This window comes from Polaribacter marinaquae (genome assembly GCF_038019025.1).
In the GTDB taxonomy this organism is placed as follows: Bacteria; Bacteroidota; Bacteroidia; order Flavobacteriales; family Flavobacteriaceae; genus Polaribacter; species Polaribacter marinaquae.
In genome coordinates this window covers 541,475-566,238 of the sequence record NZ_CP150496.1, presented here as the reverse complement: position 1 = coordinate 566,238, position 24,764 = coordinate 541,475, and the positions used below count along the sequence as shown (strand labels likewise).

Here is a 24,764-nt window from a genome sequence, read left to right as displayed (position 1 = left end):
ACCAATATGAAAGATTTAGAGTTTATAGAATATCAAGATCAATATCAAAAAGAGTTTAAAAGTATAAATTTACATTGGTTAAAGAAATTTGATCTTTATGAAAAAGCAGATGATCTGTTATTAGATAATCCTAGTTTATTTATAAAGAATGGTGCACATGTATTTTTAGCTAGAATTAATAATGAAATTGTTGGAACTATATGTTTAAATCCTATAAATAAAAATAGTAGCGAAATTTTAAAATTTGCCGTTATTGATGGTTATAAAGGTTTAGGAATAGGTTATAAATTAATGCAAATTTGTATTGATTTATGTAAACAAAATAATGTTGAAACAATTATTTTAGAATCTAGTACAAAATTAGAAAAAGCTCTAAGTTTATATGAAAAATTAGGCTTTAAGCATGTAGAAATTAAGGATACACATTTTGTAACTGAGGATATAAAAATGGAATTAAAATTAAGATAATGAATATAGATTTCAATAAAAATAATGACGGATTAGTGCCAGCTATTATTCAGGATGCAACAACAAAAAAAGTTTTGATGTTGGGGTATATGAATGAAGAGGCGTTTAACAAAACAGAAGAAACAAAGTTAGTCACTTTCTTTTCTAGAACTAAAAATCGTTTGTGGACTAAAGGTGAAGAGAGCGGGAATACTTTAAATCTAGTTGATATAAAGCTAGACTGCGATAATGATACACTTCTTATTCAAGTAAACCCAAATGGACCAACTTGTCATACAGGAACAGATACTTGTTGGAGAGAAGAAAACACACCAAATTATGGTTTCTTTTCTACTTTAGAAAATGTAATTACAGAAAGAGTTGCAAATAAAGACACAAAGAAATCTTATGTAGCCAGTTTGTTTTCTAAAGGAATTAATAAAGTTGCCCAAAAAGTAGGTGAGGAGGCAGTAGAAACTGTTATTGAAGCAATGGATAACAATGACGACTTGTTTTTGTATGAATCTGCAGATTTAATGTTTCATTATTTAATGTTGTTACAAGCCAAAGGTTTTACCTTGAAAGATATTGAAGCAGAGTTAATAAAAAGGCAGAAATAAACTTTGTTAATTAGCAGTAAAAACAATTGTTTTTCCATAATTATTAGGCGCATCTCCTGTAGCAAAAATCATTTTTGTTTCTGATAATTCTTTTAATTGTAATATAAATAAACGGGTTTTAAAATTATTCTCTAAACTTTCTCCACGAGAAACATTTAGAAATATTTTGCCCGTTTCTTCGTAAAAATTTAAAGTGAATGTAGCGTATTGTTCTGTTGGATTTTGATAGAAACAAGATGTGTTGCCTAATGTGGCTTCAACTTGCTCTTTATCATGATAAAAAGTAAAAGTATCATCTACATAACAATCATTAAACTCACTTAATACATCATTTGCAAAATTTAAATAAAATTGATTTACTGTCCAGGTTTTAGAAGAATCATCATTTATTTTTTTTAAATCTGCTGCTGTATATTTAAAATCTATTTCGTTGTTCTCTTTACTGCAGTTAAACAATAATAATGTGGTGAAAATATAAAGGAATACATAGATTTTTTTCATGATTGTTGATTTTAAATAGTTTTTAACCAACTATTATGCCAAGAGCATATAATCCATTTTATATGTAAAAAAGTTAATTATTTATCAAGTTTAAAGTAACAAAATAAATATTTTGTTTGGTCATTTTTGCTTTTAACCAAGCGTAAAAACTCATTAAGAAAATATCTTCATTATTTCTATTTATCCAATTAAATGATTTTTCTACTCTATTGTAGAATTCAATAGTTGTAGCTATTTCTGGTTTTTTATAATAGATTTCAATCAATTTTAAATAAGAGATTACTCTTTCTTGGTTTATTTCAGATAAATGTTTAAAATAGTTTCTTTTAAAACTTATAAACCTAGAATCTACCAAATCAATATTTCCTAAATCAATATGAAGTAAAATTTCTATAAGATTTTTTTTAATGGTCCATACAATTCCTGCTTTATCTATATACCAATTGTCAGTATGATAAAAAGTAGCCAACAAATTTTTAGCTTTTTCTAGAGAGTTGTTTTGATAATAATAAACAATCAGTGAAAGTAAAATGTCTAATTGAGAAACAAGATTTATATTTTTCTTAGTAATATAGGGTTCTAAAAGTTCTATAGCTTTTTCTTGTTCATTATGATAGTTATAATTTAAACTCAATAATAAATGATAATTTGGAGCAAAATCAGAATAATATTTTTGCTTTTTTTCATTCATATAAAAATACATTAACGCTAAATACTTCTTAGATTCTGTAAATTTTTTGCTTCTAAAAAGAACATTTGCAATAAGGTATAACACTTCGATATGATAGTAAAGTTGTTTGTCTTTAGATGTATGATGCTTAATAATAGCATAAGTGTCTACCAGAAATTTTTCAATATTCCAGTAATCAAATTTTTGCGCTGAAGAAATGCTAGTAATTTGAATTATTTGATATAAAGATTTGAATGATAATGAATCTGAAATGATAATATTTTGCTCTTTTAAAACATTTTGAATCAGTGTTTTGATATCTTCTTTTGATTTTTTTTGTTGATATTCGGCTAATGAAATTCTAATTTTAGCACAGGCAATATTAATATTGTCTTCTATAATTAACTGCTTTTGATTGTCATTAAAATTTAAAATCAAATTATCAAAATTTAAAGTTTTATTTAAATGAGCATATTCAATTTTAGTGTGATAAATTTCGTTTAAAATTGTAAAAAGTTGATGTTCAATAGCAATATTTTCAGTTTTGTCTAAAATTTGATATCCAATTTTAATTTGTCCTTTTTTAAGAAAATTTCTTGCAGAAAGAATATATTTAATCAATTGTATATCAATTGAATTTTCTTCTTTCATACTTAGATTTGCTGTAAAATCAATCAAAGACTTAAATAACCTTTTTCTTAAAGCGTTTAATGCTACTTTATTTTGTTTGCCATATAATTTGAGAGAAATCTCTGTAGAAGAAAAGTTGTCTGACAATAAAACACGAACTAAAGCAATGTTTTTTGCATCTTTTCTTTTGTTCTTTTTCTCTAAGTATAAAATAAACTCTTGCCGATTTTCTTTCGTAAAAGTTTCTAATATTTCTTTTAAATTTATCATTATATCGTCAGTAAAATATATGTAAATATAATTTATTATTGTTTTGATTGTGTTATTGGTTGTTTTTAATCGTCAGTAATTGATTGAAATTAAATTCTAAGAACTTCAAAACTGTCGCAAATTTGTATCATAATTATTAAACTAAATATTATGAATTATCAAACAACAGTTTCATCAAAAGAAGAGACTAAGAACAAAAGAGCAAAGAACAAATTAAAAAATGAATTGAACCAAAAACCAACATCTGCTTATGTAGGTGCAACTTGGGGAGTTGTAATTATTGGATTACTTTCTTATTGTATTGGACTCTGGAATGCAACCATGCAGTTAAATGAAAAAGGGTATTATTTTGCTATTCTTTTAATGGGAATTTATGCTGTTATTTCTCTACAAAAAGCAGTAAGAGATAAAGCTGAAGACATAAAAGTAAGCGAAATTTATTATGGAATTAGTTGGGTTATTGTAATTGCATCTTTACTATTATTAATAGTTGGATTGAGAAATGCTGATTTACTTTTAAGTGAAAAAGGATTCTACGCCATATCTTACTTATTAAGTTTATTTGGTGCAATTACTGTTCAAAAAAATACTAGAGATCTTGATTTTATCAAAACTAAAACTGAAGAAGAAAATAGTTAGTTTGATAATGGTTTGTACACCAAAACCTCATAAGCTTAAACTTATGAGGTTTAAAAAATAAACGCTCACAAAATATTGTGAGCGTTTTCTAATTAAAAGTAAAAATAGAAAGTTTAATACTCATTCATTAGAATTACTTTAAGGTGAGGATAGTTTTTTTTAAACTCTTTTTCTAAACCAATTACATGTGCTGCACCAACAATAATAATATTTTTTGTTTTTTTAGAAACTAAAATTTGTTTAGCAATGTTTTTAGCCATTCTCATATTTCTTTCGTCAAAATATTTCCTTCCTTCTTTACAGCCTTCAGTGTCTTTAATCACATAAGAAAATGAAGCCATATCATGCAATTGCTGCAATGATTTTCTTTTATTTGTATGTTTACCCAATTTTCTAAAAACAGCAGGTAAAATAGCGCTATTATAACTTTTTTTATACAATTTAGAATTTGCTGTGTTATTGCCATTTTTAGCACTTTCTTTACTACACTTATTCCAAGCTAAATGATATTCTTTATTGGTTTGTTGATCATCCATATTAATCACTCTTTTATGGTTCATAGCTAATGCTAATTTATATGTCAAATCTCCGTCTTCATGTCTTGTTGGGTTTTTAGATCCATTTACACCATATTTTTTTAAATAGGTGTATAATTCATAGTTTCCATTATCTCTTTTGTAAATAAATGATTTAATAAGGTAATCTAAATCATCATCACTCATACTTGAAAAATTTTTTCCAATAGTAGCGTTAAATTTAACGTTGTTATAATTAAAAGTCTTTTGTAAAGAATCTGATAATTTGTAAAATTTTTGATATCCTTTAGACCAACCTTTTTTTAAATATTCCCAAGAAATAGAATCGTTGGCCATTGGCGATTCTACATAGATTGCTTCTGGTTTGTATTTTTTTGCAAATCGTAACATAGGTTTGTAGCTATTTTTTACAATTTTAGGGACTGTGTGCATTGTGCCAACAATTAAAATTTCTTGTTGATTTTCTTGACTTGATAAATTAGAAATTGATAAAATAAATACGATAATTAATGTAATTAGAGTTTTCATAATGAGGTTTTAATTGATTAAACTTTCTGATACAAAACTATAAACTAATCAACAAAAAACTCAATATTTATAAGTGTTTGGGGCGAAATACAGCTATTCTGTGGTAGAATTTAAAATGCTTTTTACATTATTTTGATACGTTTTAGAAACGGGTACTTCTATGTGGTGAAATAAGAGAATAAATAGTTTGCTTTTTTCTGTTTTCCATTGTAAAAAGTGATAAGGATTTATCAAATAAGAACGATGAGTTCTTAATAATTCTGGAAACTCATTTGCAATCACTGAAAGTTTATTTCTAATTAAAGTCTTCTTTAAAATAGAACCGTTTAAGTAAAAAACTTCTATATAATTGTCTGATGATTGTATGCAAATTACATCATTAAAAAGTAAACGCAAACCTTCGTAATTACCTTCGCCTTTTATTTCAATTTTTTTTGCTTCAGTTTTTTTATTTTTATATTTTCCAAAAGCAAATCTTCCAAAAATAACAATTGGTAAAATTGTTAAAAAAGCAGGTATTAAAATTGCTTTTAAATGATAACCCAAGGTATATGGGTATGGTTCTCCGGGTACAACTGCATATAAATAAAATAACCTTGCAGCTATAATACTTATTATAACATAAGTTAATAGAAATAATATTTCTGATATAACATACCAATTTTCTTTATACTTTTTAAATAAAATCTCTTGTATTGGTATAAATACCAAATAACAAGTTCCTACCAACAATCCATATAAAGACATGTAAAGTGGCATTTCATCATCTTTAAATTGATTAACGTCAAAAGGTTCTGTGTAAAACAAGAATATAAACACCCAAATAGCCAAACCAAAAGCAACAATACAATGGTTTTTTATTGATGGATCAAAAGGATATTTTCTATACAATAGTTTTTTCACTAATTAGTTTTTTTTTGTAGATCTTAACTAAGATAGCTTCTAATATAAAAATAAATAAGAATAACAATCTGGCAAACATTGGAAGCAAAAAAGCAAAAATACCCGCCAAAACCCAAATAATAAATGCAATTAAAGCTCGGTATTTAAAATATTTGGCTAAAACGGAGGTTATGCCAGTTAAACCTTTTTCTTTTTTAGGAATGTAAATGTTAAGCAAATAATTAAAAAAACCAATTGCAGATAAGTTAAAGCAGTAAAAAGCAAATGGGCCTTTTAACATAAAGCCTCTAACATAAAAAGCAGTTGAAAAAGGGAGAAGAACTATAAAAAATAAAAGGAAAATATTGTATCGTAATATCTTTTTATTTATTGTAGAAACATATTTCATAATTCTCATATGTGCTACCCAATATAGAGCTATCACAATAAAACTAACTATTAGACCAATAATACTTGGAATTCTATTTTGTAGAATTTGTAAAGTATCTGCTGCTTTTAACTCTTTATAAGTTGGTGCTACAATGTCTAAAACTAAAAGAGTAATTGCAATAGAAAAGACAGCATCACTAAAACTTATTACACGTTGTTTATCAAAAATTTCTCCTTTCATTTATTCAATTAAATATATAAAATTAAATATACTATTTCTAAAATTTCTTAAAAATAGGTTTAAAATATATTTATAAGAAGATAAAACTTATGTTTTCTTTAAAATAATTTTAATGTTTAGTTATATTTTCTTTGTCAGTATAAGAACTGACGAAAATTTATGCATTGTTTATTTTTAATAGTAGTATTTTCGCTTTTTAAATTTAAATAGATGTTTTTAAAAAATTCTAAAATATTAATAGTTCTCGCTTTTTTTACAATTTACGTTGTTTGGGGGTCTACATATTTGTTTAATAAAATTGCTGTAACTGCTTTACCAGCTTTTTTTATGGCATCTGTAAGGTTTTTAATTTCTGCGGTTTTAATACTTATAATTTCTAAAATTATGAAGTTAAACTTAAAAATCTCTAAAAAGCAATTAATTAACTGTGCTGTTTCTGGATTCTTTTTTTTGGTTTATGGTAACGGAGTTTTTGTTTGGGCTTTAAAATATGTAGACAGTGGTTTTGCTGCATTATTGGCTGCTACGCAACCATTGTTTGTGCTAATTTTATTAAGATTGATCGATAGAAAACCAATGCAAAGACAATCGATTATTGGTGTTGGTTTAGGTATTGTAGGAATGTATCTTTTGGTTAGTCAAAAATCAATTACAACTTCAGAAGGTAGTTTATTAGGAATCTTTATGATTCTTACATGTGTGTTAAGTTGGGCTTATGGTGGTGTTTTTGTTTCTAAAGCAGATTTACCCAAAAACTTTTTTGTAACAACAGGATACCAAATGCTATTTGCAGGATTGTTATTATTATTGATGAGTTTTTCTTTTAATGAAACAATGTCTTCTCCTTTAAATTGGGCAATAGAAGTTCAGTTTTCGGTAATTATGCTGATAATTTTTGGAAGTATTATTGCTTTTACAGCTTTTAATTATTTACTAAAAGTAGTTTCTACAGAAAAAGTAGCAACTTCTGCATACGTGAATCCTATTGTGGCTTTAGTTTTAGGTTGGTATTTTTTAGATGAAGAATTAACTACTCAATCTATAATTGCATCTGTAGTTTTGTTATCTGGAGTTTACTTTATCACTTCAAGAAAAAGAAAAGTGAAAAATGTTACAGGTACTTCTAAAACCTAAATAAAAGCATCGATAAAATTCCTAAAAACATAATAATTTTTAGTAATTTACTAATAACATTGTAGTTTTTTTTAGTTCTTGCAAACCATATTTTAGATAATAAATAGAGTAGTGGTATGCAAATTAAGAATAAAATATACCAAAAGAATAATGATTCGTTTTTTATTGATTGTAAGATAATCAGTATAAAAACTAACATCATAGAACTGATAAAAAAAGCAATTCTTGCAGATCTTTTTCTTCCTATAAGAATAGGCAATGTTTTAGCTTTTATTTTTAAATCTCCGTTTACATCTTCAATATCTTTTATAATCTCTCTAATTAATGTTATTGTAAAAGAAAACAATAAATAAATAGCAATTATTAAATCAGAAGAAATTTTTGAACTAGATTCTAAATTTGTGCCAATAAATTCGAATTCAGAAACTAAAAAAATCACTAAAGCACATAAGAAACTTACAATAAGATTACCAATTAAAGCGATTTTTTTTAAACTTTTAGAATAGTAAAACAGGATGATCGCAGTTACAATAAAATATAATGAGTTTAAAGGTGTATTTGTTGCGATGGAAACAAAAATACCAAGAGCTAAACCAAAGACGTTAAGTAAAATATAAAAAGACCAAGCTTTTTTAATCGAAAAGTTTTTATCTAAGAATAATTTTGATGGCTTGTTTATTTTATCAGTTTCAATATCAAAAATATCATTAATAATATATCCGCTTGCGGTAATTAAAAGTACAGCGGTCGTTAAAATAATAAAATTAAAATGCGATAATAATGTATTTGAAAAGTTAGATTCTAATAATGCGTATTTAGTCAAAACCATTGTCAATAAAACCATTAAGAGGTTTTTATAACGAATCAGTTTTAAAAAAATAGGCATTTTAGTTGAAGTTCTTTTTAATTCTAGCTAAATCTCTTTTATTATCTCTGTCTTTTAGCGTATTTCTTTTGTCGTGAATTTGTTTTCCTTTGGCTAAGGCAATTTCTAGTTTTGCAAATCCTCTATCATTAATAAATAATCTTAGAGGCACAATTGTGTTTCCTTTTGCTTCAACATCTTTTTTTAAACTTCGTAATTCTCGTTTGTTTAATAACAATCTACGTTCGCTTTTTGGCTTATGATTAAAATGATGCCCAAACATGTATTCTTGTATGTACATATTTACAATAAACAATTCTCCGCGATCATTAAACTCGCAAAAACTCTCTGTAATTCTTGCTTGACTTAGTCGTATAGATTTAATTTCTGTTCCGGTTAATTGAATTCCGGCCACAAATTTATCTAGAATTTCAAATTCGAATCTCGCTTTTTTATTCTGTATGTTTATTTTTTTCTGTACAGCCATAGACTGATTTTATGTTTAAAAATTTTTAACAAAGATACATTTTTACATTCGGGAAAGAAACGTAATTTTGAATTCTATTCTAGAACTAATATTCTTATAAAATGAAAAAAATAGTATTACTTTTTTTACTGATTGCAATTTCTTGTAAACCTGCTAAGAAAGAGTTGAATGCACAAGAAATTATAGATAAAACAATGGTTTCTTCTGGTGCAGATAAAGTTAAAAACTCTAAAATTGGGTTTAAGTTTAGAGATGTAGATTACGCTGCGGTTCGTAAAAATGGAAATTTTGAGTTATTTCGATTTACAAATAATTCTGATAATAAAACTGTAGAAGATGTACTTTCTAATAATGGATTTAAGCGTTTTGTTGATGGTAAATTAGTTAAAACAAACGATTCTATAGCAAATGTTATTGCTAATGCGGTAAATTCTGTACATTATTTTTCTGTTTTACCATTTGGTTTAAATGACAAAGCTGTTCATAAGAAATTATTGGCATCATCAAAAATTAAAGGTAAAGATTATCATAAAATTGAAGTTACTTTTTCTAAAGATGGAGGAGGAGAAGACTTTGAAGATGTATTTATTTATTGGATTGGTAAAGAAGATTTTTTAATTGATTACTTGGCGTATTCTTACCACACAAACGGTGGTGGAAAACGTTTTAGAGCTTTAAAAAAAGAGTCAATAAAAAACGGAATTCGTTTTGTAGATTTCGAAAATTACAAACCGTTGCATAAAGAAATTTCTCTTATTGATATTGATAAAGCTTTCGAAAAAAATGAGCTTAAAAAAGTATCAGAAATTATTTTAGAAAATATTGAAGTTAAATTACTTAAGTAGTTTTAAAAAAGAAAAAGACTTGTAGTTTGATAGATATCTAATTACAAGTCTTTTCTAGTGTTAGAAAACATTATGCTAATCAATTTTTTCAATTTTACTAGTTTTATCATCACCTGAAATAGTAACAATAAATAAACTGGCATTGTCATTATCGCTCATGTTTTCATACATCTTTTTACCCAATATTTTATTTGTAAATACAGGTGTTGTGTTGCTATGACCAACAATTAACACTTTTTTACCTTTGGTATTTGCTTTAAATACAGAGTCGTACATTTTACCAGGATTGTAACTTGTAATATTTAAATTTTTACTGCTAGCAGTAGGTTTTGCAGTTTGTTGTGTTCTATTGTAATTTGTAGAATACACGGCATCTAAATCGATGTTTTTAAAATATTCTGCCCATTTTTTAGCTCTTTTTAATCCATTTTCATTTAAATCTGGATTTTTATTTCCGCTATCTGTTCTGTCTTTTTCTGCATGACGAATTAAATAGTAGGTTGTTGTTTCTTGAGAGTTACAAGAAACTAATAAACTAAAAATTAAGCCAAATACTAGAATATATTTTTTCATGATAATTTGTTTTGATGTACGAATATAAATAAAAAAAAAGCGATACTTATTAAAGTACCGCTTTCAACTAACTAACTAATTAACCTAACTAAACTATAACTTTTCTACCAGATCTGATTGATTTCTAAACACTAATTTGTCATCAAAAGAATCTAAAAGAATAATACTATCTGTTGTGATTTTTCCTGATAGAATTTCTTTAGAAAGTTGGTTTAAAACTTCTTTTTGAATAACTCTTTTTACAGGTCTTGCACCAAATTCTGGTTGATATCCTTTTTTAGCCAAATAACTTATAGCTTCATCTGTAGCGTCTAAAGTTATTTCTTGTTTCCCAATCATTTTCTTTAAACTTTCAATTTGAAGTTTTACAATCTCAAAAATGTCAGACTGTTTAAGTGGTGTAAACATAATTACATCATCAATTCTGTTTAAAAATTCTGGTCTAACAGATTGTTTTAAAAGGCCTAAAACTTCAATTTTAGCCAATTCTGTAACAGCTTCTAAATCTGCTTTAGGGTCGCTGAATTTCTCTTGAATTATATGACTTCCCATATTAGATGTCATAATAATTATGGTGTTTTTAAAATCTGCAACACGTCCTTTATTGTCTGTTAACCTACCTTCGTCTAAAACTTGTAATAAAATATTAAAAGTATCTGGATGCGCCTTTTCTATTTCATCTAAAAGCACCACAGAATAAGGTCTTCTTCTAACCGCTTCTGTAAGTTGCCCACCTTCATCATAACCTACATAACCAGGAGGAGCACCAACCAATCTACTAACAGAATGTTTTTCTTGATATTCACTCATATCAATACGAGTCATGGCATTTTCATCATCAAAAAGATATTCTGCCAATGCTTTTGCTAATTCTGTTTTACCAACACCTGTAGTACCTAAAAATAAAAAGCTACCAATTGGTTTGTTTGGGTTTTGCAAACCTGCTCTAGATCTTCTAACGGCATCAGAAACAGCAACAATTGCTTCTTCTTGACCTACAACTCTTTTGTGCAGTTGTTGCTCTAGTTTTAATAATTTTTCTCTTTCGGATTGAATCATTTTTGTAACCGGAACACCTGTCCATTTTGCAACAACTTCTGCAATATCATCTAAAGTAACTTCTTCTTTAATTAAAGAACTTTCAGTTTGATTTTCTTGCAATGTTTTTTGTAAAAGCTCTAAATTTTCTTGAGCTTGTTTAATTTTACCATAACGCAACTCTGCAACTAAGCCATAATTACCTTCTCTTTCTGCTTTTTCTGCCTCTAGTTTAAAGTTTTCTATTTCTAATTTTGCATTCTGAATATTATCTACTACCTCTTTTTCTGATTTCCATTTTGCATTAATTTCATTGCGTTCTTCTTTTAGATTTGCCAAATCAGAACGTAAAGATTTTAATTTAACTTCATCTTTTTCTCGTTTAATGGCTTCAATTTCAATTTCTAACTGCATTACTTTTCTATCTAAAACATCTAATTCTTCTGGTTTAGAATTGATTTCCATACGCAATTTAGATGCAGCTTCATCCATTAAATCGATGGCTTTATCTGGTAAAAACCTGTTGGTAATATATCTTTGAGATAATTCTACAGCACCAATAATGGCTTCATCTTTAATGCGAACTTTATGGTGAGTTTCGTACTTTTCTTTAATTCCGCGTAAAATAGAAATAGCACTTTCTGTGTCTGGTTCATCAACTTGAACTTTTTGAAAACGTCTTTCTAATGCTTTATCTTTTTCAAAGTATTTTTGATATTCATCTAAAGTAGTAGCTCCAATTGCACGTAGTTCTCCACGAGCCAAAGCAGGTTTTAAAATATTAGCAGCATCCATAGCACCTTGTCCGCCACCTGCGCCAACTAACGTATGAATTTCATCTATAAAAAGTACAATATCTCCATCAGAAGTTGTAACTTCTTTGATAACTGCTTTTAGGCGTTCTTCAAACTCACCTTTATATTTTGCACCAGCAATTAATGCGCCCATATCCAAAGAAAAAATTAATTTATCTTTTAGATTTTCTGGTACATCACCATCTACAATTCTATGTGCTAAACCTTCTGCAATAGCCGTTTTACCAGTTCCTGGTTCCCCAACTAAAATTGGGTTGTTTTTAGTTCTACGAGATAAAATTTGTAGTAAACGTCTAATTTCTTCGTCTCGACCAATTACCGGATCTAGTTTGCCATCTTGCGCTAATTGATTTAAGTTTTTAGCAAATTTATTTAAAGAATTATACGTTTCTTCTTGTGATTGAGAAGTAACTCTTTCTCCTTTTCTTAACTCGTCAATAGCAGCTTTTAAATCTTTTTCACTCACACCTTGGTCTTTTAAAACTTGTGCAATATTACTTTTCGATTTAAAGATTGCTAAAATTAAATGCTCAATAGAAACATAATCATCTTTCATGTTTTTAGCAATAATTGATGCTTCGTTTAAACTTTTACCAGCTTCTCTAGAAAGCATTAATTCTGCACCAGAAACTTTAGGCAAGCTTTCTAATTGTTTATCTATTACTTGCTCTAAAATTGCTGTATTTATATTTAATTTCTTTAATAGAAAAGGCAAAACATTTTCGTCTACTTGTGTTAATGCTTTAAATATGTGTTCATTTTCTATTTGATTATGACCAAAACCTTGCGCAATTTGCTGCGCCATTTGAATGGTCTCTTGCGATTTTGTTGTATAGTTATTAAAATTCATTTTCTATTTTTTTGTTTTTTTGATAAGATTAAAGCAATTTTAATACCATTAGATTATTTAACTTTAAATAGGTCAAAATGTCTGTAAATCACTTATTTTAACTGACTTTTTGACTGATGAAAGTTTCTTATATTTGTATCGACAAAGTAAAAAAACAAGTAAATGGGTATATTTAACAACGTATTTGGAGGAAATAGTGATAAAAAATCAAAACCAGAAAAAAAGTCATATTTAAACTGGATTCCTTTAAATAGTATAGATCAATTAGAGATTATAGAGAAACAATCTGAAACAGAGGCTGTTTTAATTTTTAAACATTCTACTAGATGCGGAATTAGTAGTATGGTTATAAAACAGTTTGAAAACCTTTTTTTAGAAGAACATCAAAATTTAAAAGTCTATTATTTAGATTTATTAAGTTATAGAAATATTTCTGATGAAGTAGGGTATAAGTTTCAAATTATGCACCAATCACCACAACTAATTGTGGTAAAAAATGGTGTTTCTGTGCATAACGCATCGCATTATGATATCACTCAAACAAACTTATCAAGATTTATATAGCTTAAATTTGGGAAAAACCTATTTTAAGTCTTACTTTTGTAGCTTAAAATTTTTAAACTTTTGGCAGAAACAAACACTTCACAAGTAAAGGTAGGAAAAGAATTATACGGATATCAAAAAGATGCACTTCAAGAGATTTTTAATCGTTTTGAAACTGCACCAAAAGATTATCATTTATTATATCAATTACCTACAGGAGGTGGTAAAACTGTTATTTTTTCTGAAATTGTTCGACGTTACATAGAAAAATTTCAGAAGAAAGTATTAGTTTTAACACACAGAATAGAATTAAGCAAGCAAACATCTAAGATGCTTAATGAGTTTGGTGTGCACAATAAAATTATTAATTCTACAGCCAAATTAGACGATCAAAACGATTTTAATTGTTTTGTTGCCATGGTAGAAACGCTAAAGAATAGACTTACAGATGATAAGTTAGACATTTCTGATATCGGTTTGGTTATTGTAGATGAGGCGCATTATAACTCTTTTACTAAAATATTTAAGTTTTTTAATGATTCTTTTATTTTAGGTGTAACAGCTACTCCTTTAAGTTCTAACATTAAATTACCAATGTACGAGAACTACCAAGAACTTTTTGTAGGAGAACCAATTCATCATTTAATAGAAAGTGGTTATTTAGCACAAGCAAATATGTATTCTTACAATGTTGGTTTAACTTCTTTAGAAGTTGGTGCTAACGGAGATTATACAGTAAAATCTTCTGAAGATTTGTATATGAATACAGACATGCTTACTAAATTAGTAAGCGCTTACGAAGAAACAGCTAAAGGTAAAAAAACACTTATTTTTAATAATGGTATTAATACTTCGATACAAGTATTTCATGCATTTAAAAAAGCGGGGTACCCAATTGCCCATTTAGATAATACAAATACTAAAAAAGAAAGAGAGCTTATTTTAAAGTGGTTTCATAAAACACCAAACGCTATTATTACTTCTGTAAGTATTTTAACTACAGGTTTTGATGAGCCAAGTATAGAAGCCATTATTTTAAATAGAGCAACAAAATCGCTTACTTTATATTACCAAATGATTGGTCGTGGTTCTCGTATTTTAGGAGACAAGAAAACTTTTGAAGTTATCGATTTAGGTAACAACTTTCATAGATTTGGACCTTGGGGTGCAGATTTAGATTGGCAAAAAATGTTTAGAGCGCCAGATTATTATTTAGATTCTATACTTTCTGATGAAGAAATCGAAAGTACTTTTAAATACGAACTACCTGCAGATATTAAAAAAGAATTTGCAAAATCTACAGATACTTATTTCGATATGAAAAAAGTATATATAGATACAATTAAAGCAGGTGAATCTTCAAAGCGAGTATTAGAAAAATCGATAGTACATCATGCAAAAATGTGTATCGAAAATAGTGAAGATGTTTTTGATGCTTTAATTTTAGCAAAAATGATAGGTGAAGAAATTGATGATAGAATTAATAGATATGCTAAATGTATTTCTAAAAGTACACACAATTTTGTTACTTGGTTAAAAGATGATTATCGAAAGAAATTAAATGCATATTTACGTGCAAATTTCGACGAAGATTTCGAAAAAATTCATGGGCATCCGCCAATTGAAGAATAAATATAAAAAGCTCTGTTAATTCAGAGCTTTTTTTTGTTTTAGACTTTTTTAAAGTAATTAAAAAACACTTTTTACATTAAATATTATTTTTTTTGATAATAATAAGTCGAACAACCTTAGTGTTTAAAAGAAGAAATACTGCATATTAAATAAAAGTAAATTTTTTTTCACTTTTGTTTTTTGTATTGAAAAATAATATACATTTGATTAACTTATTTAAGTAAAATGTTTAGTTTTTCTTATTTCGGAAATAATTTTCTAACGGAGAATGAAAATTATATCGCATTTTGGAAATGCAACGAAAAAATTAAGGTATCTCCATTTTCAATTCTTCAAGAATTGCAGCTTTTTTCTAAGTTGCATGTAGTTTACTTGCAAATATTACAGTGATAAACCCTTTTTTAAAAGGTTATAATATCTATTCTAAAACTTAAAAATGTTTTAGTTCAGACAGGTTTATCGTACAATTAATTTAAAAATACAAGTGAACACAAAATATAAAGATTTAATCGAACAAACGTTCGATTTTCCTCAAGAAGAATTTAAAACTGAAAACAATAAATTATTCTGGCACGGAATAAATTTAATGGAATTAACAGCCAAATATGGTGCACCGTTAAAGTTTACCTACTTGCCAAAAATATCAGAAAACATCAATAAAGCAAAAGAATGGTTTGAAAATAGTATGCAAAAGCATAACTATAAAGCAGACTATTTTTATAGTTATTGTACTAAAAGTTCTCATTTTAAGCATGTTTTAAATGAAGCTTTAAAAAATGATATTCATATAGAAACTTCATCTGCTTTTGATATCGATATTGTAAAAAAATTAAAAGCAGAAGGTAAAATTAAAGACAACACATTTGTAATATGTAATGGATTTAAAAGGGATCAATACATTAAAAATATTGGTGATTTAATTAATTCTGATTATAAAAATGTAATTCCTATTATTGATAATTTTGAGGAGTTACCGTTGTTGCAAAAAGAAACAGAAAAACCTTTTAAGGTTGGTATTAGAATTGCATCCGAAGAAGAACCAAAATTCGAATTTTACACATCTAGATTAGGTATTGGCTATAAAAATATTGTTTCTTTTTATGAAAGAGAAATTGCTAATAATACTCAAGTAGATTTAAAAATGCTACATTTTTTTATCAATACAGGCATAAAAGACAATGCTTATTATTGGAACGAGTTGATGAAGTGTTTAAACGTTTATATCAACCTTAAAAAAGTTTGTCCGTCTTTAGATAGTTTAAATATTGGTGGTGGTTTTCCCATAAAAAACTCTTTGGGTTTTGAATATGATTATCAATATATGATTGATGAAATTATCAATCAAATTAAATTGGCTTGCGAAGAAGCAGATGTAGATGTACCAAACATTTTTACAGAATTTGGAAGCTTTACTGTTGGCGAATCCGGTGCTGCTATTTATGAAATTTTATATCAGAAAAAACAAAACGATAGAGAAAGATGGAACATGATAAACTCGTCTTTTATTACAACGTTACCAGATTCTTGGGCAATTAATAAACGCTTTATTATGCTGCCAATTAATAAGTGGAACAAGCAGTACGAACGAGTTTTGTTGGGCGGTTTAACTTGCGACAGTGATGATTATTACAATTCTGAACAACATATAAACGGAATTTATTTACCTGTTTATGAGAAGAATAATCCGTTATACATCGGTTTCTTTAATACCGGTGCGTATCAAGAATCTATAGGTGGTTTTGGTGGTTTGCAACATTGTTTAATTCCGCACCCAAAACACTTATTAATCGATAGAGATGAAAACGGAGAATTAACTTTTAACGTTTTTAAAGAACAACAAAAAAGCAACGAATTATTATCAATATTAGGTTATTAAAAAGAAAATAATCAATTAGATTTTAAATTTAATTATTAATTGATTTTACAATTACAAGTATCTCAAATAAAATGAACACAAATAAAACATATGCAGGAATTCCGCAGGAGTTCGGAAACCTGTCAACTTCAAAAATAGTAATTATCCCTGTTCCTTATGATGGCACAAGTACATGGCAAAAAGGTGCAGACAAAGGTCCGGAAGCATTTTTAAATGCATCAGAAAACATGGAGCTGTATGATATAGAAACAGATACAGAGGTTTACAAAGAAGGCGTTTATTTAGCTGACGCGATTACTGAAAATTCATCTCCAGAAGCAATGGTAGAAGAAGTACATCAAATAACAAAAAAATATATCAATAGAAATAAATTTGTAACTGTTTTTGGTGGAGAACATTCTATTTCTATAGGGACAATTAGAGCATTTAACGAGTGTTTTAGCGATTTAACAGTACTACATATTGATGCACATGCAGATTTAAGAAAAGAATATGAAGGTTCTTCTTGTAACCATGCTTGTGCTGTTTATGAGGCAAATCAAAATACAAATTTGGTGCAAGTTGGTATTAGAAGTATGGATATTTCTGAAAAAAGAAATATGAATTTAGATAAGGTATTCTTTGCACACGATATGGCTGTAAATGAAGATTGGATGGAAGATGTTATCGACCAATTAGGTAAAAATGTTTTTATTACGTTTGATTTGGATGCTTTAGATCCGTCGATTATGCCATCTACAGGAACACCAGAACCAGGTGGATTGTTTTATTATGAAACGTTAGAATTTTTAAAAACAGTATTCGAGCAAAAAAATGTTGTTGGTTTTGATATGGTTGAACTTTGCCCAAATGAAAATGAAAAATCATCTGATTTTTTAGCAGCAAAATTATTTTACAAAATGTTAAGTTATAAGTTTTCATCAAATGAAGATTCTTATGATATAGGAGAAGATCTTACAAAAGAAAATGTGTTTAAAAAAGTGGCAAAATTTAAAAATGATGAAGATGAATACTAATCAAAAACCAATATCAGAATTTATAGAAAAGTATTTTCTTCACTTTAATGCAGCGGCTTTAGTAGATGCTGCAAAAAGTTATGAAACGCAACTTAATAAAGGAAACAAAATGTTGGTTTCTTTAGCTGGTGCAATGAGTACGGCAGAATTGGGTAAAATTTTTGCAGAAATGATTCGTCAAGATAAAGTTCATATTATCTCTTGTACAGGCGCAAATTTAGAGGAAGATGTTATGAATTTAGTAGCACATTCTCACTATAAGCGTGTACCGAATTATAGAGATTTAACACCGCAAGACGAATGGGATTTATTAGAAAAAGGCTTAAATAGAGTTACAGATACTTGTATACCAGAAGAAGAAGCTTTTAGAAGAATTCAAGAGCATATTGTAAAAATTTGGAAAGATGCAGAGGCGAACGGAGAACGTTATTTACCGCACGAGTATATGTACAAGTTGTTACTTTCTGGTGTTTTAGAAGAGCATTATGAAATAGATTTAAAAGATTCTTGGATGTATGCGGCGGCAGAAAAAAACTTGCCAATTGTTGTACCTGGTTGGGAAGATTCTACAATGGGTAACATTTTTGCATCTTATGTTTTAAAAGGAGAATTACAAGCTTCTACAGTAAAATCTGGAATAGAGTATATGACCTTTTTAGCCGATTGGTATACAGAGAATTCTAAAAACGGCATTGGTTTTTTTCAAATAGGTGGTGGAATTGCTGGTGATTTTCCTATTTGTGTTGTACCAATGTTGTATCAAGATATGGAAAGAACTGATACACCATTTTGGAGTTATTTTTGTCAAATTTCTGATTCTACAACAAGTTATGGATCCTATTCTGGAGCAGTTCCTAATGAAAAAATCACTTGGGGAAAATTAGATATAGATACACCTAAGTTTATCATAGAAAGTGATGCAACTATTGTGGCGCCTTTAATATTTGCTTATTTACTAGAAATGTAACACTTAAATTTTGCTTTTAGGCCAATTTAAAAACTATATATATGAAAAGAGTAATTGTAGATTATGCAAAACTAACAACAGATATTTTAGATTTGTTGATAGAAAAATATCCTGATGGATATGATTATTCGGATATTTTATCTTTTAAAAATGCAAAAGGAGAGTATATAAAAGCTGTTGAAGTTAGGACAGAGGAAACCATTTATTTGGTGAAGATTAGTACTAAATTAGAGCAAACAATGGAAGATTATGCAGAAGATGAAGATTCTTTTGATGACGAATTTCAATTTAACGATTTAGATTCTTAATAAGTAAAAAAGCTCCGAAATTTTCGGAGCTTTTTATTTATTATCTAATTATTTCTTCTTTTTCAATTCAAAAATATCTTTTCTTCTGTCTTTTAAGTTTCTAACAGAACCAAATTTGTTTAAATCTTTTAATAAATCTAAATCAACATCAGCAATTAAAATCATTTCTGTGTTTGTAGTTGCTTCTGCTTTAATTCCGTTAGCCGGAAAAGAAAAATCACAAGGCGTAAAAACCATAGATTGGGCATATTGTATATCCATATTATTTACTTTTGGTAAATTACCAACACTACCAGCAATGGCCACATAACATTCATTTTCTATAGCTCTTGCTTGCGCACAATGTCTAACTCTAGAATAGCCATTTTGTGTGTCGGTTAAAAAAGGAATAAATAGAATATCCATACCTTCATCTGCAAGCAATCTACTTAATTCTGGAAACTCAGAATCGTAACAAATTAAAATACCTATTTTACCACAATCGGTATCAAAAGTTTTTAATTCATTACCACCTTGCATTCCCCAAACCTTTGCTTCATCTGGTGTAACATGTAGTTTTTCGTAACGGTCTGTTGTACCATCTCTTTTACATAGATAACCAACATTATACAATAAGCCATCTTTAATTTCTGGCATACTACCGGTAATGATATTGATGTTGTATGTTATAGCTAATTCAGAGAATTTTTGAACAATTTCTGGCGTATATTTAGCCAATTCTCTTATGGCTTGCGATTCTGGTAAATGATTATTAGCAGCCATTAAAGGTGCATTAAAAAACTCTGGAAAAAGCGCAAAATCCGATCGGTATGCAGAAACGGCATCTACAAAATATTCTGCTTGTTGCATTAATTCTTCCAAATCTTTGTACAAGCGCATTTGCCATTGTATTAATCCTAATCGAACCACTTTTTTATTACTCGTTGCTCTTTTAGATTTTTTTTGATAATAAATGTTATCCCATTCTAGTAATACAGCAAACTCACCAGAATTTTCATCACCTTCTAAATATCCCTTTAAAATTTTTGAAGGATGAAAATCATTAGAAATTTGAAAATTTAAAACAGGATCATGAATTTCTTTTCTTTTTACTTTTTCTATGTATTCTTTTGGGGATAATTTATTAGAAAACTTGTGATAATTAGGAATTCTACCGCCAAAAGCGATGCCTCTTAAGTTTAGTTTTTCTGTTAATTCTTTTCTGTAATCATACAACCTTCTACCTAAACGTAAACCTCTATATTCAGATTTAATAAAAACATCAATGCCGTATAAAACATCACCGCTTGTATTATGCGTATTAAATGTAAATGCGCCTGTTATTTCTTTATACGTATGTTGGTCATCAAAACTATCGTAATCTAAAATTATCGAAAGAGCGCAACCCGCTAATTCTCCGTTAATTTTTATCACTACTTGTCCTTCTGGAAATTTATCAATTAAAGCCTTAATTTGGTCTTCTTTCCAATAAGAATCTGGCATACTTGCATATGCTTCAATCATTGCTTCTTTTAACTGTTTGTAGTCATTTAATGTTAAATAATGAAGCTCAATATTCTCTATGTTTTGTATCATTTTTAATGCAATGGTTTTTTAAAATAGACCATTTTCTTAAAACAAAATTAGATAAAAAAAGAATTGATTTAACGAATTGTTAAAAATTTATTTTACTGTTTTTTAGTGAGTTAATTGGTTTTCTAAAATAGTTTTTTTGTACTTATTTGTAGCTTTTTTTAAACTTTCTGATAGTGATTTTAACCAAACCATATGATTAGAAATTAAATAGGCTTCTTGCAGTGCATGCAATGTTTTTTGGTCTATTTCGGTATTGCCTTTTTTAATGCTTTCATCTCTTAAATTAGATAATTTTTGATACGCATTTAAAAGTTTGTTTTCTGCTTTTTCTACAATTTCTTCTGCTACTTTAGCATTGCTAGTTTTTACTTGTAAATTGGTACAAGCTAGTTGTAAAGAGTTGCTAATTTTATCAATTAAAATATCAAATTCTTTAGAAGCTGGTGTCGTTTTATGATTGATTATAAAGTTACCAATAGAAGCAATTGCAGAAACCATAGTTTGGTTAATGGTTACAATTTCATACACCAATTCAAATTCTTTTTGTTTTGATTTAGGATCTTGAGTTAATCTTTGAAAAGAAGCATTTAAATTACTTATTGCTAAAAATACTTCTTTTCGAGCTAAATTATAATGTAATTTATTGATATCTGGGTTTTTATATAGTTCTTGCGTTGCTAAAAGATAATTTTTATTCATTTTAAGCGCATTTACTAAAATTTGTTTCTGATTATCGATTTCCCAAGTAGGAAGTATTAAATAATTAGTTACAATGGCAATTATAGCTCCTATAATAGTATCTAAAACTCTGTACTGAATTACTTCATATGCATCAGGGTTCATTAAAGAGTATACAAATACAATACTTATTGTTACCAAAGCTGCTACAGATTTATAATTTTGTTGCAACAATGAAACAGCAAAAATTAATGAAGAAAAAGCTAAAATGCTATAAACTACAATATTTTGAGTTATAGAAACAATACTTAAAGCAATTGCAGCACCAATTAAAGTTCCTATAATTCGATCTTTGGTTCTTAAACGTGTTAAACCGTAACTTGGTCGCATGATTACGATTATGGTTAATAAAATCCAATAGGTATTTTGTATTTCTAGAAAATATCCGAAGAGATAACCAAAAACCAAGGCAAATGTTAATCTTAGAGAGTGTCTAAAAATGGTAGATTTTAAGCTTAAATTCTGCAATAATACATTAAAACGATATTCTTGTAATGTTAAAAACTGATTTGAACTTTCTCTTTTTAAAGAAATTTTAGATGCATCATGTACATTGGCCATTACACGTCTAATTACTCTTATTTCTTCTAATAATTGCTCTTGATAATCGTATAAGTTTTGCAACACTAAAGCACCTTCTCTTGCTTCTGGCAGTTGAACACTTTCTACATATTGATTAATAGATTCTTTTGTTTTTGAAAGAGCTTTTAATAAAACATCTTTATTAGGTATTTTTTCGTTCTGAATTAATAATTCAGATAAAACAATAAGATGGTTTCCCATAATTTTGTTTAGTTTTTTAGATGCTTTTAAAAATGATTTTCGTTCCCCAAAAATAGAATCAATCATTTTATAATCTAAATGCTTTGCTTCAATTAATTCGAAAATTTTTATTGATGAAACAAAAATCAGTAATTGTTTTTCTTCGTATCTAGATCTACCAGAGCGTTTTCTTGCGGTAAGTAATGCTTCTCTTAAAGTTTCGTGTTTTTCATTAATTTGATTCTGAAGAACAAAAGTTTTTTTAAGTAACTCGTCTCTTTTTGTTTTTTTAGTTAAAAGTTTTGCTCTTAATTTTAAATATTCGCCAATTAGTAATAAAGAGTCAGATAATAATTGATTTTGATCTTTTTTAGGAGCTAGTTTTTGAAAAACATAAGAAACCACTAAATACCATAACCCGCCAAGAGTCATTAAACCAAGGTGTACTAATATTTCTTGAGTAGTTTGTTTCTGAATGGCAAAAGCAATAATCATTGCTAATAAACCAGAAAAAGAAACCAACGAAGCTCTAAAACCATAAACAGATAACAAAGAAACTATAAACGAAATAATTGTAATTACTAAAATTAAAACCACTAAAAAAGGTTTAGCAAATAATATTGCTGCCGTAATAACCATTGATAATAGAATACTTATTAAAATAGCATTTACTTTTCTTTTGATACTTCCAGGTATATCACTTGGTGAATTTAAAAAAGTACCAACTGCAATTGCAGGTGCGTATTCAAAATATCCTAAAAAGTAGAGTAGGGCAAATGGTATTGCAATTGCAACACCAATTCTAATGCCTCGATTAAAATCAGAACTTTTTAAGAATAACTCTAAATGTTTTAATTTCTCTTTCAAGATTTGTAGTTGATTGTTAAGTTTATAAGATAGTAAAATCTTCTAACTAAGTGTTTTTATTTTGATCATAAAAAAACAAACCTCATTTTTTAATTTAAAAATGAGGTTTTGTTTCTAAAATATAAATGCTATTTATTTGGCGGGTAAAACTTTACCAATACATTCTCCAAAACCAATTCTTATGGTATCATTTTTACAATGTGCACGCATAATAACAGTATCGTTATCGTTTATAAACTTACGTGTAGTTCCGTCTTTTAAAGTAATTGGGTTTTGTCCACGCCAAGTTAACTCTAACATAGAACCAAAACTATCTTTGGTTGGTCCAGAAATTGTACCAGAACCCATCATGTCACCAGCTTCTACAGGACAACCATTAACGGTATGATGCGCTAATTGCTGTGCCATAGTCCAGTACATATATTTAAAATTAGAGTTTGCAACAATTGTTTCTTCACCATTTTCTGGCTGAATACCAACTTGCAAATTAATATCGTAACTACCTTTTCCTTCTTGCTTTAAATAAGGTAAAGGCTCATGCACTTGCTTCGGGTTTTCTGTTCTAAAAGGCTCTAATGCATCTAAAGTAACAATCCAAGGTGAAATTGTAGAAGCAAAATTCTTTCCTAAGAAAGGGCCTAATGGCACATATTCCCAAGCTTGAATATCTCTTGCAGACCAATCGTTAAATTGTACTAAACCAAAAATATATTCTTCTGCTTCTTCGATAGGAATTCTGTCTCCAAGTACATTTGCATCCGTAGTAATAAATGCCATTTCTAATTCAAAATCTAATAATTTAGATGGTCCAAAACCAGGAGTTTTACTTCCTTCAGCAGGTTTTGTTTGTCCTAACGGCCTTCTAATTGGTGTACCAGAAGGTATTATAGAAGAACTTCTACCATGGTAACCAATTGGTATATGTAACCAGTTTGGTAATAATGCATTTTCTGGATCTCTAAACAAAGAACCAACGTTTGTAGCGTGCTCTTTACTTGCATAAAAATCTGTATAATCGCCTACAGAAACGGGTAAAAGCATTTCAACTTCATCCATTCTAAAGATAATTTTGTCTTTATGGTTTGCGTTGTCTCTTAAATTGCCATTTGTTACATCAAAAATTTCTGCAATTCTATTTCTAACCAAACGCCAAGTTTTTCTACCATCTGCAATAAAATCATTTAAATTATCTTGTAAGAAAATATCATCTGTTAATGGTATTCCTTCAAAATAACCTAATTGGTGTAAAGCGCCTAGATCAATAGCAAAATCGCCAATTCTACTTCCTATTGTAATAATATCATCTCTTGTAATAAAAACCCCAAACGGTATATTTTGTATCGGAAAATCTGAATCTTCTTCTACCTTTAACCATGATTTTCTATTCGGATTATTTGCTGTTATGATCATCTTATAAAAATCTTTATTTTGTTCAAATTTATGCAATTTTTTCTCATCTTTAAAATGAAATTTAACGAATAACTTATTTTTAACAATGCTTTTTTTTGAATTGTATAAA

General features: G+C 28.0%; 23 protein-coding genes. 11 read left to right on the top strand and 12 right to left on the bottom strand.

Annotation, left to right across the window (positions count from 1 at the left end):
* Positions 1 to 6: 6 nt before the first annotated feature.
* A complete protein-coding gene (locus tag WG950_RS02665; RefSeq protein WP_340934033.1) occupies positions 7 to 468 on the top strand; it encodes a GNAT family N-acetyltransferase in 462 nt (153 codons plus the stop codon).
* Positions 468 to 1,067: a bifunctional phosphoribosyl-AMP cyclohydrolase/phosphoribosyl-ATP diphosphatase HisIE gene (hisIE, locus tag WG950_RS02660; RefSeq protein WP_340934032.1), complete on the top strand. Its 600-nt coding sequence runs from the start codon at positions 468 to 470 to the stop codon at positions 1,065 to 1,067. The genes WG950_RS02665 and hisIE overlap by 1 nt, the downstream gene beginning before the upstream one ends.
* A 6-nt stretch (positions 1,068 to 1,073) precedes the next feature.
* Here hisIE and WG950_RS02655 read toward each other — a convergent pair whose 3' ends face one another.
* A complete protein-coding gene (locus tag WG950_RS02655; protein WP_340934031.1) occupies positions 1,074 to 1,568 on the bottom strand; it encodes a hypothetical protein in 495 nt (164 codons plus the stop codon).
* A 73-nt stretch (positions 1,569 to 1,641) separates the two neighbouring features.
* Positions 1,642 to 3,138: a hypothetical protein gene (locus tag WG950_RS02650; RefSeq protein WP_340934030.1), complete on the bottom strand. Its 1,497-nt coding sequence runs from the start codon at positions 3,136 to 3,138 to the stop codon at positions 1,642 to 1,644.
* A gap of 150 nt (positions 3,139 to 3,288) precedes the next feature.
* Here WG950_RS02650 and yiaA point away from each other — a divergent pair, with 150 nt between their 5' ends.
* Positions 3,289 to 3,777, top strand: coding sequence for an inner membrane protein YiaA (gene yiaA / locus WG950_RS02645; RefSeq protein WP_340934029.1), 489 nt, complete (start codon positions 3,289 to 3,291; stop codon positions 3,775 to 3,777).
* 113 nt (positions 3,778 to 3,890) lie between these two features.
* Here the strand turns inward: yiaA and WG950_RS02640 are convergent, their stop codons facing one another.
* The 3 genes from WG950_RS02640 to WG950_RS02630 all read right to left on the bottom strand — a co-directional run bounded on the left by WG950_RS02640 (position 3,891) and on the right by WG950_RS02630 (position 6,354).
* The gene (locus tag WG950_RS02640; RefSeq protein WP_340934028.1) at positions 3,891 to 4,841 is read right to left on the bottom strand and encodes a DUF5694 domain-containing protein; all 951 of its coding nucleotides are present in this window, start codon (positions 4,839 to 4,841) and stop codon (positions 3,891 to 3,893) included.
* A 93-nt stretch (positions 4,842 to 4,934) separates the two neighbouring features.
* Complete coding sequence (locus tag WG950_RS02635) at positions 4,935 to 5,744, bottom strand: LytTR family DNA-binding domain-containing protein (RefSeq protein WP_340934026.1); 810 nt, start codon at positions 5,742 to 5,744, stop codon at positions 4,935 to 4,937.
* The gene (locus WG950_RS02630; protein ID WP_340934025.1) at positions 5,725 to 6,354 is read right to left on the bottom strand and encodes a TMEM175 family protein; all 630 of its coding nucleotides are present in this window, start codon (positions 6,352 to 6,354) and stop codon (positions 5,725 to 5,727) included. Before WG950_RS02630 ends, WG950_RS02635 begins: the two co-directional genes overlap by 20 nt.
* A gap of 210 nt (positions 6,355 to 6,564) precedes the next feature.
* Between WG950_RS02630 and WG950_RS02625 the strand changes: the two genes are divergently transcribed.
* Positions 6,565 to 7,488, top strand: coding sequence for an EamA family transporter (locus WG950_RS02625; RefSeq protein WP_077809194.1), 924 nt, complete (start codon positions 6,565 to 6,567; stop codon positions 7,486 to 7,488).
* Here the strand turns inward: WG950_RS02625 and WG950_RS02620 are convergent.
* Together WG950_RS02620 and smpB are read right to left on the bottom strand one after the other, a co-directional pair.
* Positions 7,478 to 8,374: a geranylgeranylglycerol-phosphate geranylgeranyltransferase gene (locus WG950_RS02620; RefSeq protein WP_340934024.1), complete on the bottom strand. Its 897-nt coding sequence runs from the start codon at positions 8,372 to 8,374 to the stop codon at positions 7,478 to 7,480. The two genes, WG950_RS02625 and WG950_RS02620, sit on opposite strands and share 11 nt — an antisense overlap.
* 1 nt (position 8,375) lies before the next feature.
* Positions 8,376 to 8,840: an SsrA-binding protein SmpB gene (smpB, locus tag WG950_RS02615; RefSeq protein ID WP_077809196.1), complete on the bottom strand. Its 465-nt coding sequence runs from the start codon at positions 8,838 to 8,840 to the stop codon at positions 8,376 to 8,378.
* A 101-nt stretch (positions 8,841 to 8,941) separates the two neighbouring features.
* On the opposite strand from smpB, the gene WG950_RS02610 reads away from it, so the two are divergent.
* Positions 8,942 to 9,685 (top strand): DUF6503 family protein, encoded by a 744-nt coding sequence (locus tag WG950_RS02610; protein ID WP_340934023.1) that lies wholly within the window; start codon positions 8,942 to 8,944, stop codon positions 9,683 to 9,685.
* 75 nt (positions 9,686 to 9,760) lie between these two features.
* Here WG950_RS02610 and WG950_RS02605 read toward each other — a convergent pair whose 3' ends face one another.
* Together WG950_RS02605 and clpB are read right to left on the bottom strand one after the other, a co-directional pair.
* A complete protein-coding gene (locus WG950_RS02605) occupies positions 9,761 to 10,258 on the bottom strand; it encodes a SixA phosphatase family protein (protein ID WP_340934022.1) in 498 nt (165 codons plus the stop codon).
* Between the two features lie 93 nt (positions 10,259 to 10,351).
* Entirely contained in the window at positions 10,352 to 12,961 is a 2,610-nt protein-coding gene (gene clpB / locus WG950_RS02600) for an ATP-dependent chaperone ClpB (protein WP_340934021.1), read from the bottom strand.
* 162 nt (positions 12,962 to 13,123) lie between these two features.
* Here clpB and ytxJ point away from each other — a divergent pair, with 162 nt between their 5' ends.
* The 6 genes from ytxJ to WG950_RS02570 all read left to right on the top strand — a co-directional run bounded on the left by ytxJ (position 13,124) and on the right by WG950_RS02570 (position 19,303).
* Positions 13,124 to 13,525, top strand: a complete 402-nt coding sequence (ytxJ, locus tag WG950_RS02595; protein WP_340934020.1) for a bacillithiol system redox-active protein YtxJ — start codon at positions 13,124 to 13,126, stop codon at positions 13,523 to 13,525.
* 60 nt (positions 13,526 to 13,585) lie between these two features.
* Entirely contained in the window at positions 13,586 to 15,136 is a 1,551-nt protein-coding gene (locus WG950_RS02590; protein ID WP_079738767.1) for a DEAD/DEAH box helicase, read from the top strand.
* A 484-nt stretch (positions 15,137 to 15,620) separates the two neighbouring features.
* Positions 15,621 to 17,012 carry an arginine decarboxylase gene (locus tag WG950_RS02585; protein WP_340934019.1) on the top strand — a complete coding sequence of 464 codons (1,392 nt, stop codon included), beginning with the start codon at positions 15,621 to 15,623 and terminating at the stop codon, positions 17,010 to 17,012.
* 71 nt (positions 17,013 to 17,083) lie between these two features.
* Entirely contained in the window at positions 17,084 to 18,028 is a 945-nt protein-coding gene (gene speB / locus WG950_RS02580; protein ID WP_079738769.1) for an agmatinase, read from the top strand.
* Positions 18,018 to 18,995 (top strand): deoxyhypusine synthase family protein, encoded by a 978-nt coding sequence (locus tag WG950_RS02575; protein WP_077811337.1) that lies wholly within the window; start codon positions 18,018 to 18,020, stop codon positions 18,993 to 18,995. The genes speB and WG950_RS02575 overlap by 11 nt, the downstream gene beginning before the upstream one ends.
* Positions 18,996 to 19,036: 41 nt before the next feature.
* The gene (locus WG950_RS02570) at positions 19,037 to 19,303 is read left to right on the top strand and encodes a hypothetical protein (protein WP_077809204.1); all 267 of its coding nucleotides are present in this window, start codon (positions 19,037 to 19,039) and stop codon (positions 19,301 to 19,303) included.
* A 48-nt stretch (positions 19,304 to 19,351) separates the two neighbouring features.
* On the opposite strand, the gene WG950_RS02565 is transcribed toward WG950_RS02570, so the two are convergent.
* The 3 genes from WG950_RS02565 to fahA form a co-directional block, all read right to left on the bottom strand.
* Entirely contained in the window at positions 19,352 to 20,878 is a 1,527-nt protein-coding gene (locus WG950_RS02565; RefSeq protein WP_340934018.1) for a carbon-nitrogen hydrolase family protein, read from the bottom strand.
* 102 nt (positions 20,879 to 20,980) lie between these two features.
* Positions 20,981 to 23,245 carry an FUSC family protein gene (locus WG950_RS02560; RefSeq protein ID WP_340934017.1) on the bottom strand — a complete coding sequence of 755 codons (2,265 nt, stop codon included), beginning with the start codon at positions 23,243 to 23,245 and terminating at the stop codon, positions 20,981 to 20,983.
* A gap of 132 nt (positions 23,246 to 23,377) precedes the next feature.
* Positions 23,378 to 24,655, bottom strand: coding sequence for a fumarylacetoacetase (gene fahA, locus WG950_RS02555; protein ID WP_079738772.1), 1,278 nt, complete (start codon positions 24,653 to 24,655; stop codon positions 23,378 to 23,380).
* Positions 24,656 to 24,764: the final 109 nt, after the last annotated feature.

What these genes read in the sequence shown, in the direction of transcription:
- WG950_RS02665 (WP_340934033.1), top strand. Translation starts at nt 7, where the DNA reads ATGAAAGATTTAGAGTTTATAGAATATCAAGATCAATATCAAAAAGAG.
- hisIE (WP_340934032.1), top strand. Translation starts at nt 468, where the DNA reads ATGAATATAGATTTCAATAAAAATAATGACGGATTAGTGCCAGCTATT.
- WG950_RS02655 (WP_340934031.1), bottom strand. Translation starts at nt 1,568, where the DNA reads ATGAAAAAAATCTATGTATTCCTTTATATTTTCACCACATTATTATTG.
- WG950_RS02650 (WP_340934030.1), bottom strand. Translation starts at nt 3,138, where the DNA reads ATGATAAATTTAAAAGAAATATTAGAAACTTTTACGAAAGAAAATCGG.
- yiaA (WP_340934029.1), top strand. Translation starts at nt 3,289, where the DNA reads ATGAATTATCAAACAACAGTTTCATCAAAAGAAGAGACTAAGAACAAA.
- WG950_RS02640 (WP_340934028.1), bottom strand. Translation starts at nt 4,841, where the DNA reads ATGAAAACTCTAATTACATTAATTATCGTATTTATTTTATCAATTTCT.
- WG950_RS02630 (WP_340934025.1), bottom strand. Translation starts at nt 6,354, where the DNA reads ATGAAAGGAGAAATTTTTGATAAACAACGTGTAATAAGTTTTAGTGAT.
- WG950_RS02625 (WP_077809194.1), top strand. Translation starts at nt 6,565, where the DNA reads ATGTTTTTAAAAAATTCTAAAATATTAATAGTTCTCGCTTTTTTTACA.
- WG950_RS02620 (WP_340934024.1), bottom strand. Translation starts at nt 8,374, where the DNA reads ATGCCTATTTTTTTAAAACTGATTCGTTATAAAAACCTCTTAATGGTT.
- smpB (WP_077809196.1), bottom strand. Translation starts at nt 8,840, where the DNA reads ATGGCTGTACAGAAAAAAATAAACATACAGAATAAAAAAGCGAGATTC.
- WG950_RS02610 (WP_340934023.1), top strand. Translation starts at nt 8,942, where the DNA reads ATGAAAAAAATAGTATTACTTTTTTTACTGATTGCAATTTCTTGTAAA.
- WG950_RS02605 (WP_340934022.1), bottom strand. Translation starts at nt 10,258, where the DNA reads ATGAAAAAATATATTCTAGTATTTGGCTTAATTTTTAGTTTATTAGTT.
- clpB (WP_340934021.1), bottom strand. Translation starts at nt 12,961, where the DNA reads ATGAATTTTAATAACTATACAACAAAATCGCAAGAGACCATTCAAATG.
- ytxJ (WP_340934020.1), top strand. Translation starts at nt 13,124, where the DNA reads ATGGGTATATTTAACAACGTATTTGGAGGAAATAGTGATAAAAAATCA.
- speB (WP_079738769.1), top strand. Translation starts at nt 17,084, where the DNA reads ATGAACACAAATAAAACATATGCAGGAATTCCGCAGGAGTTCGGAAAC.
- WG950_RS02575 (WP_077811337.1), top strand. Translation starts at nt 18,018, where the DNA reads ATGAATACTAATCAAAAACCAATATCAGAATTTATAGAAAAGTATTTT.
- WG950_RS02570 (WP_077809204.1), top strand. Translation starts at nt 19,037, where the DNA reads ATGAAAAGAGTAATTGTAGATTATGCAAAACTAACAACAGATATTTTA.
- WG950_RS02565 (WP_340934018.1), bottom strand. Translation starts at nt 20,878, where the DNA reads ATGATACAAAACATAGAGAATATTGAGCTTCATTATTTAACATTAAAT.
- fahA (WP_079738772.1), bottom strand. Translation starts at nt 24,655, where the DNA reads ATGATCATAACAGCAAATAATCCGAATAGAAAATCATGGTTAAAGGTA.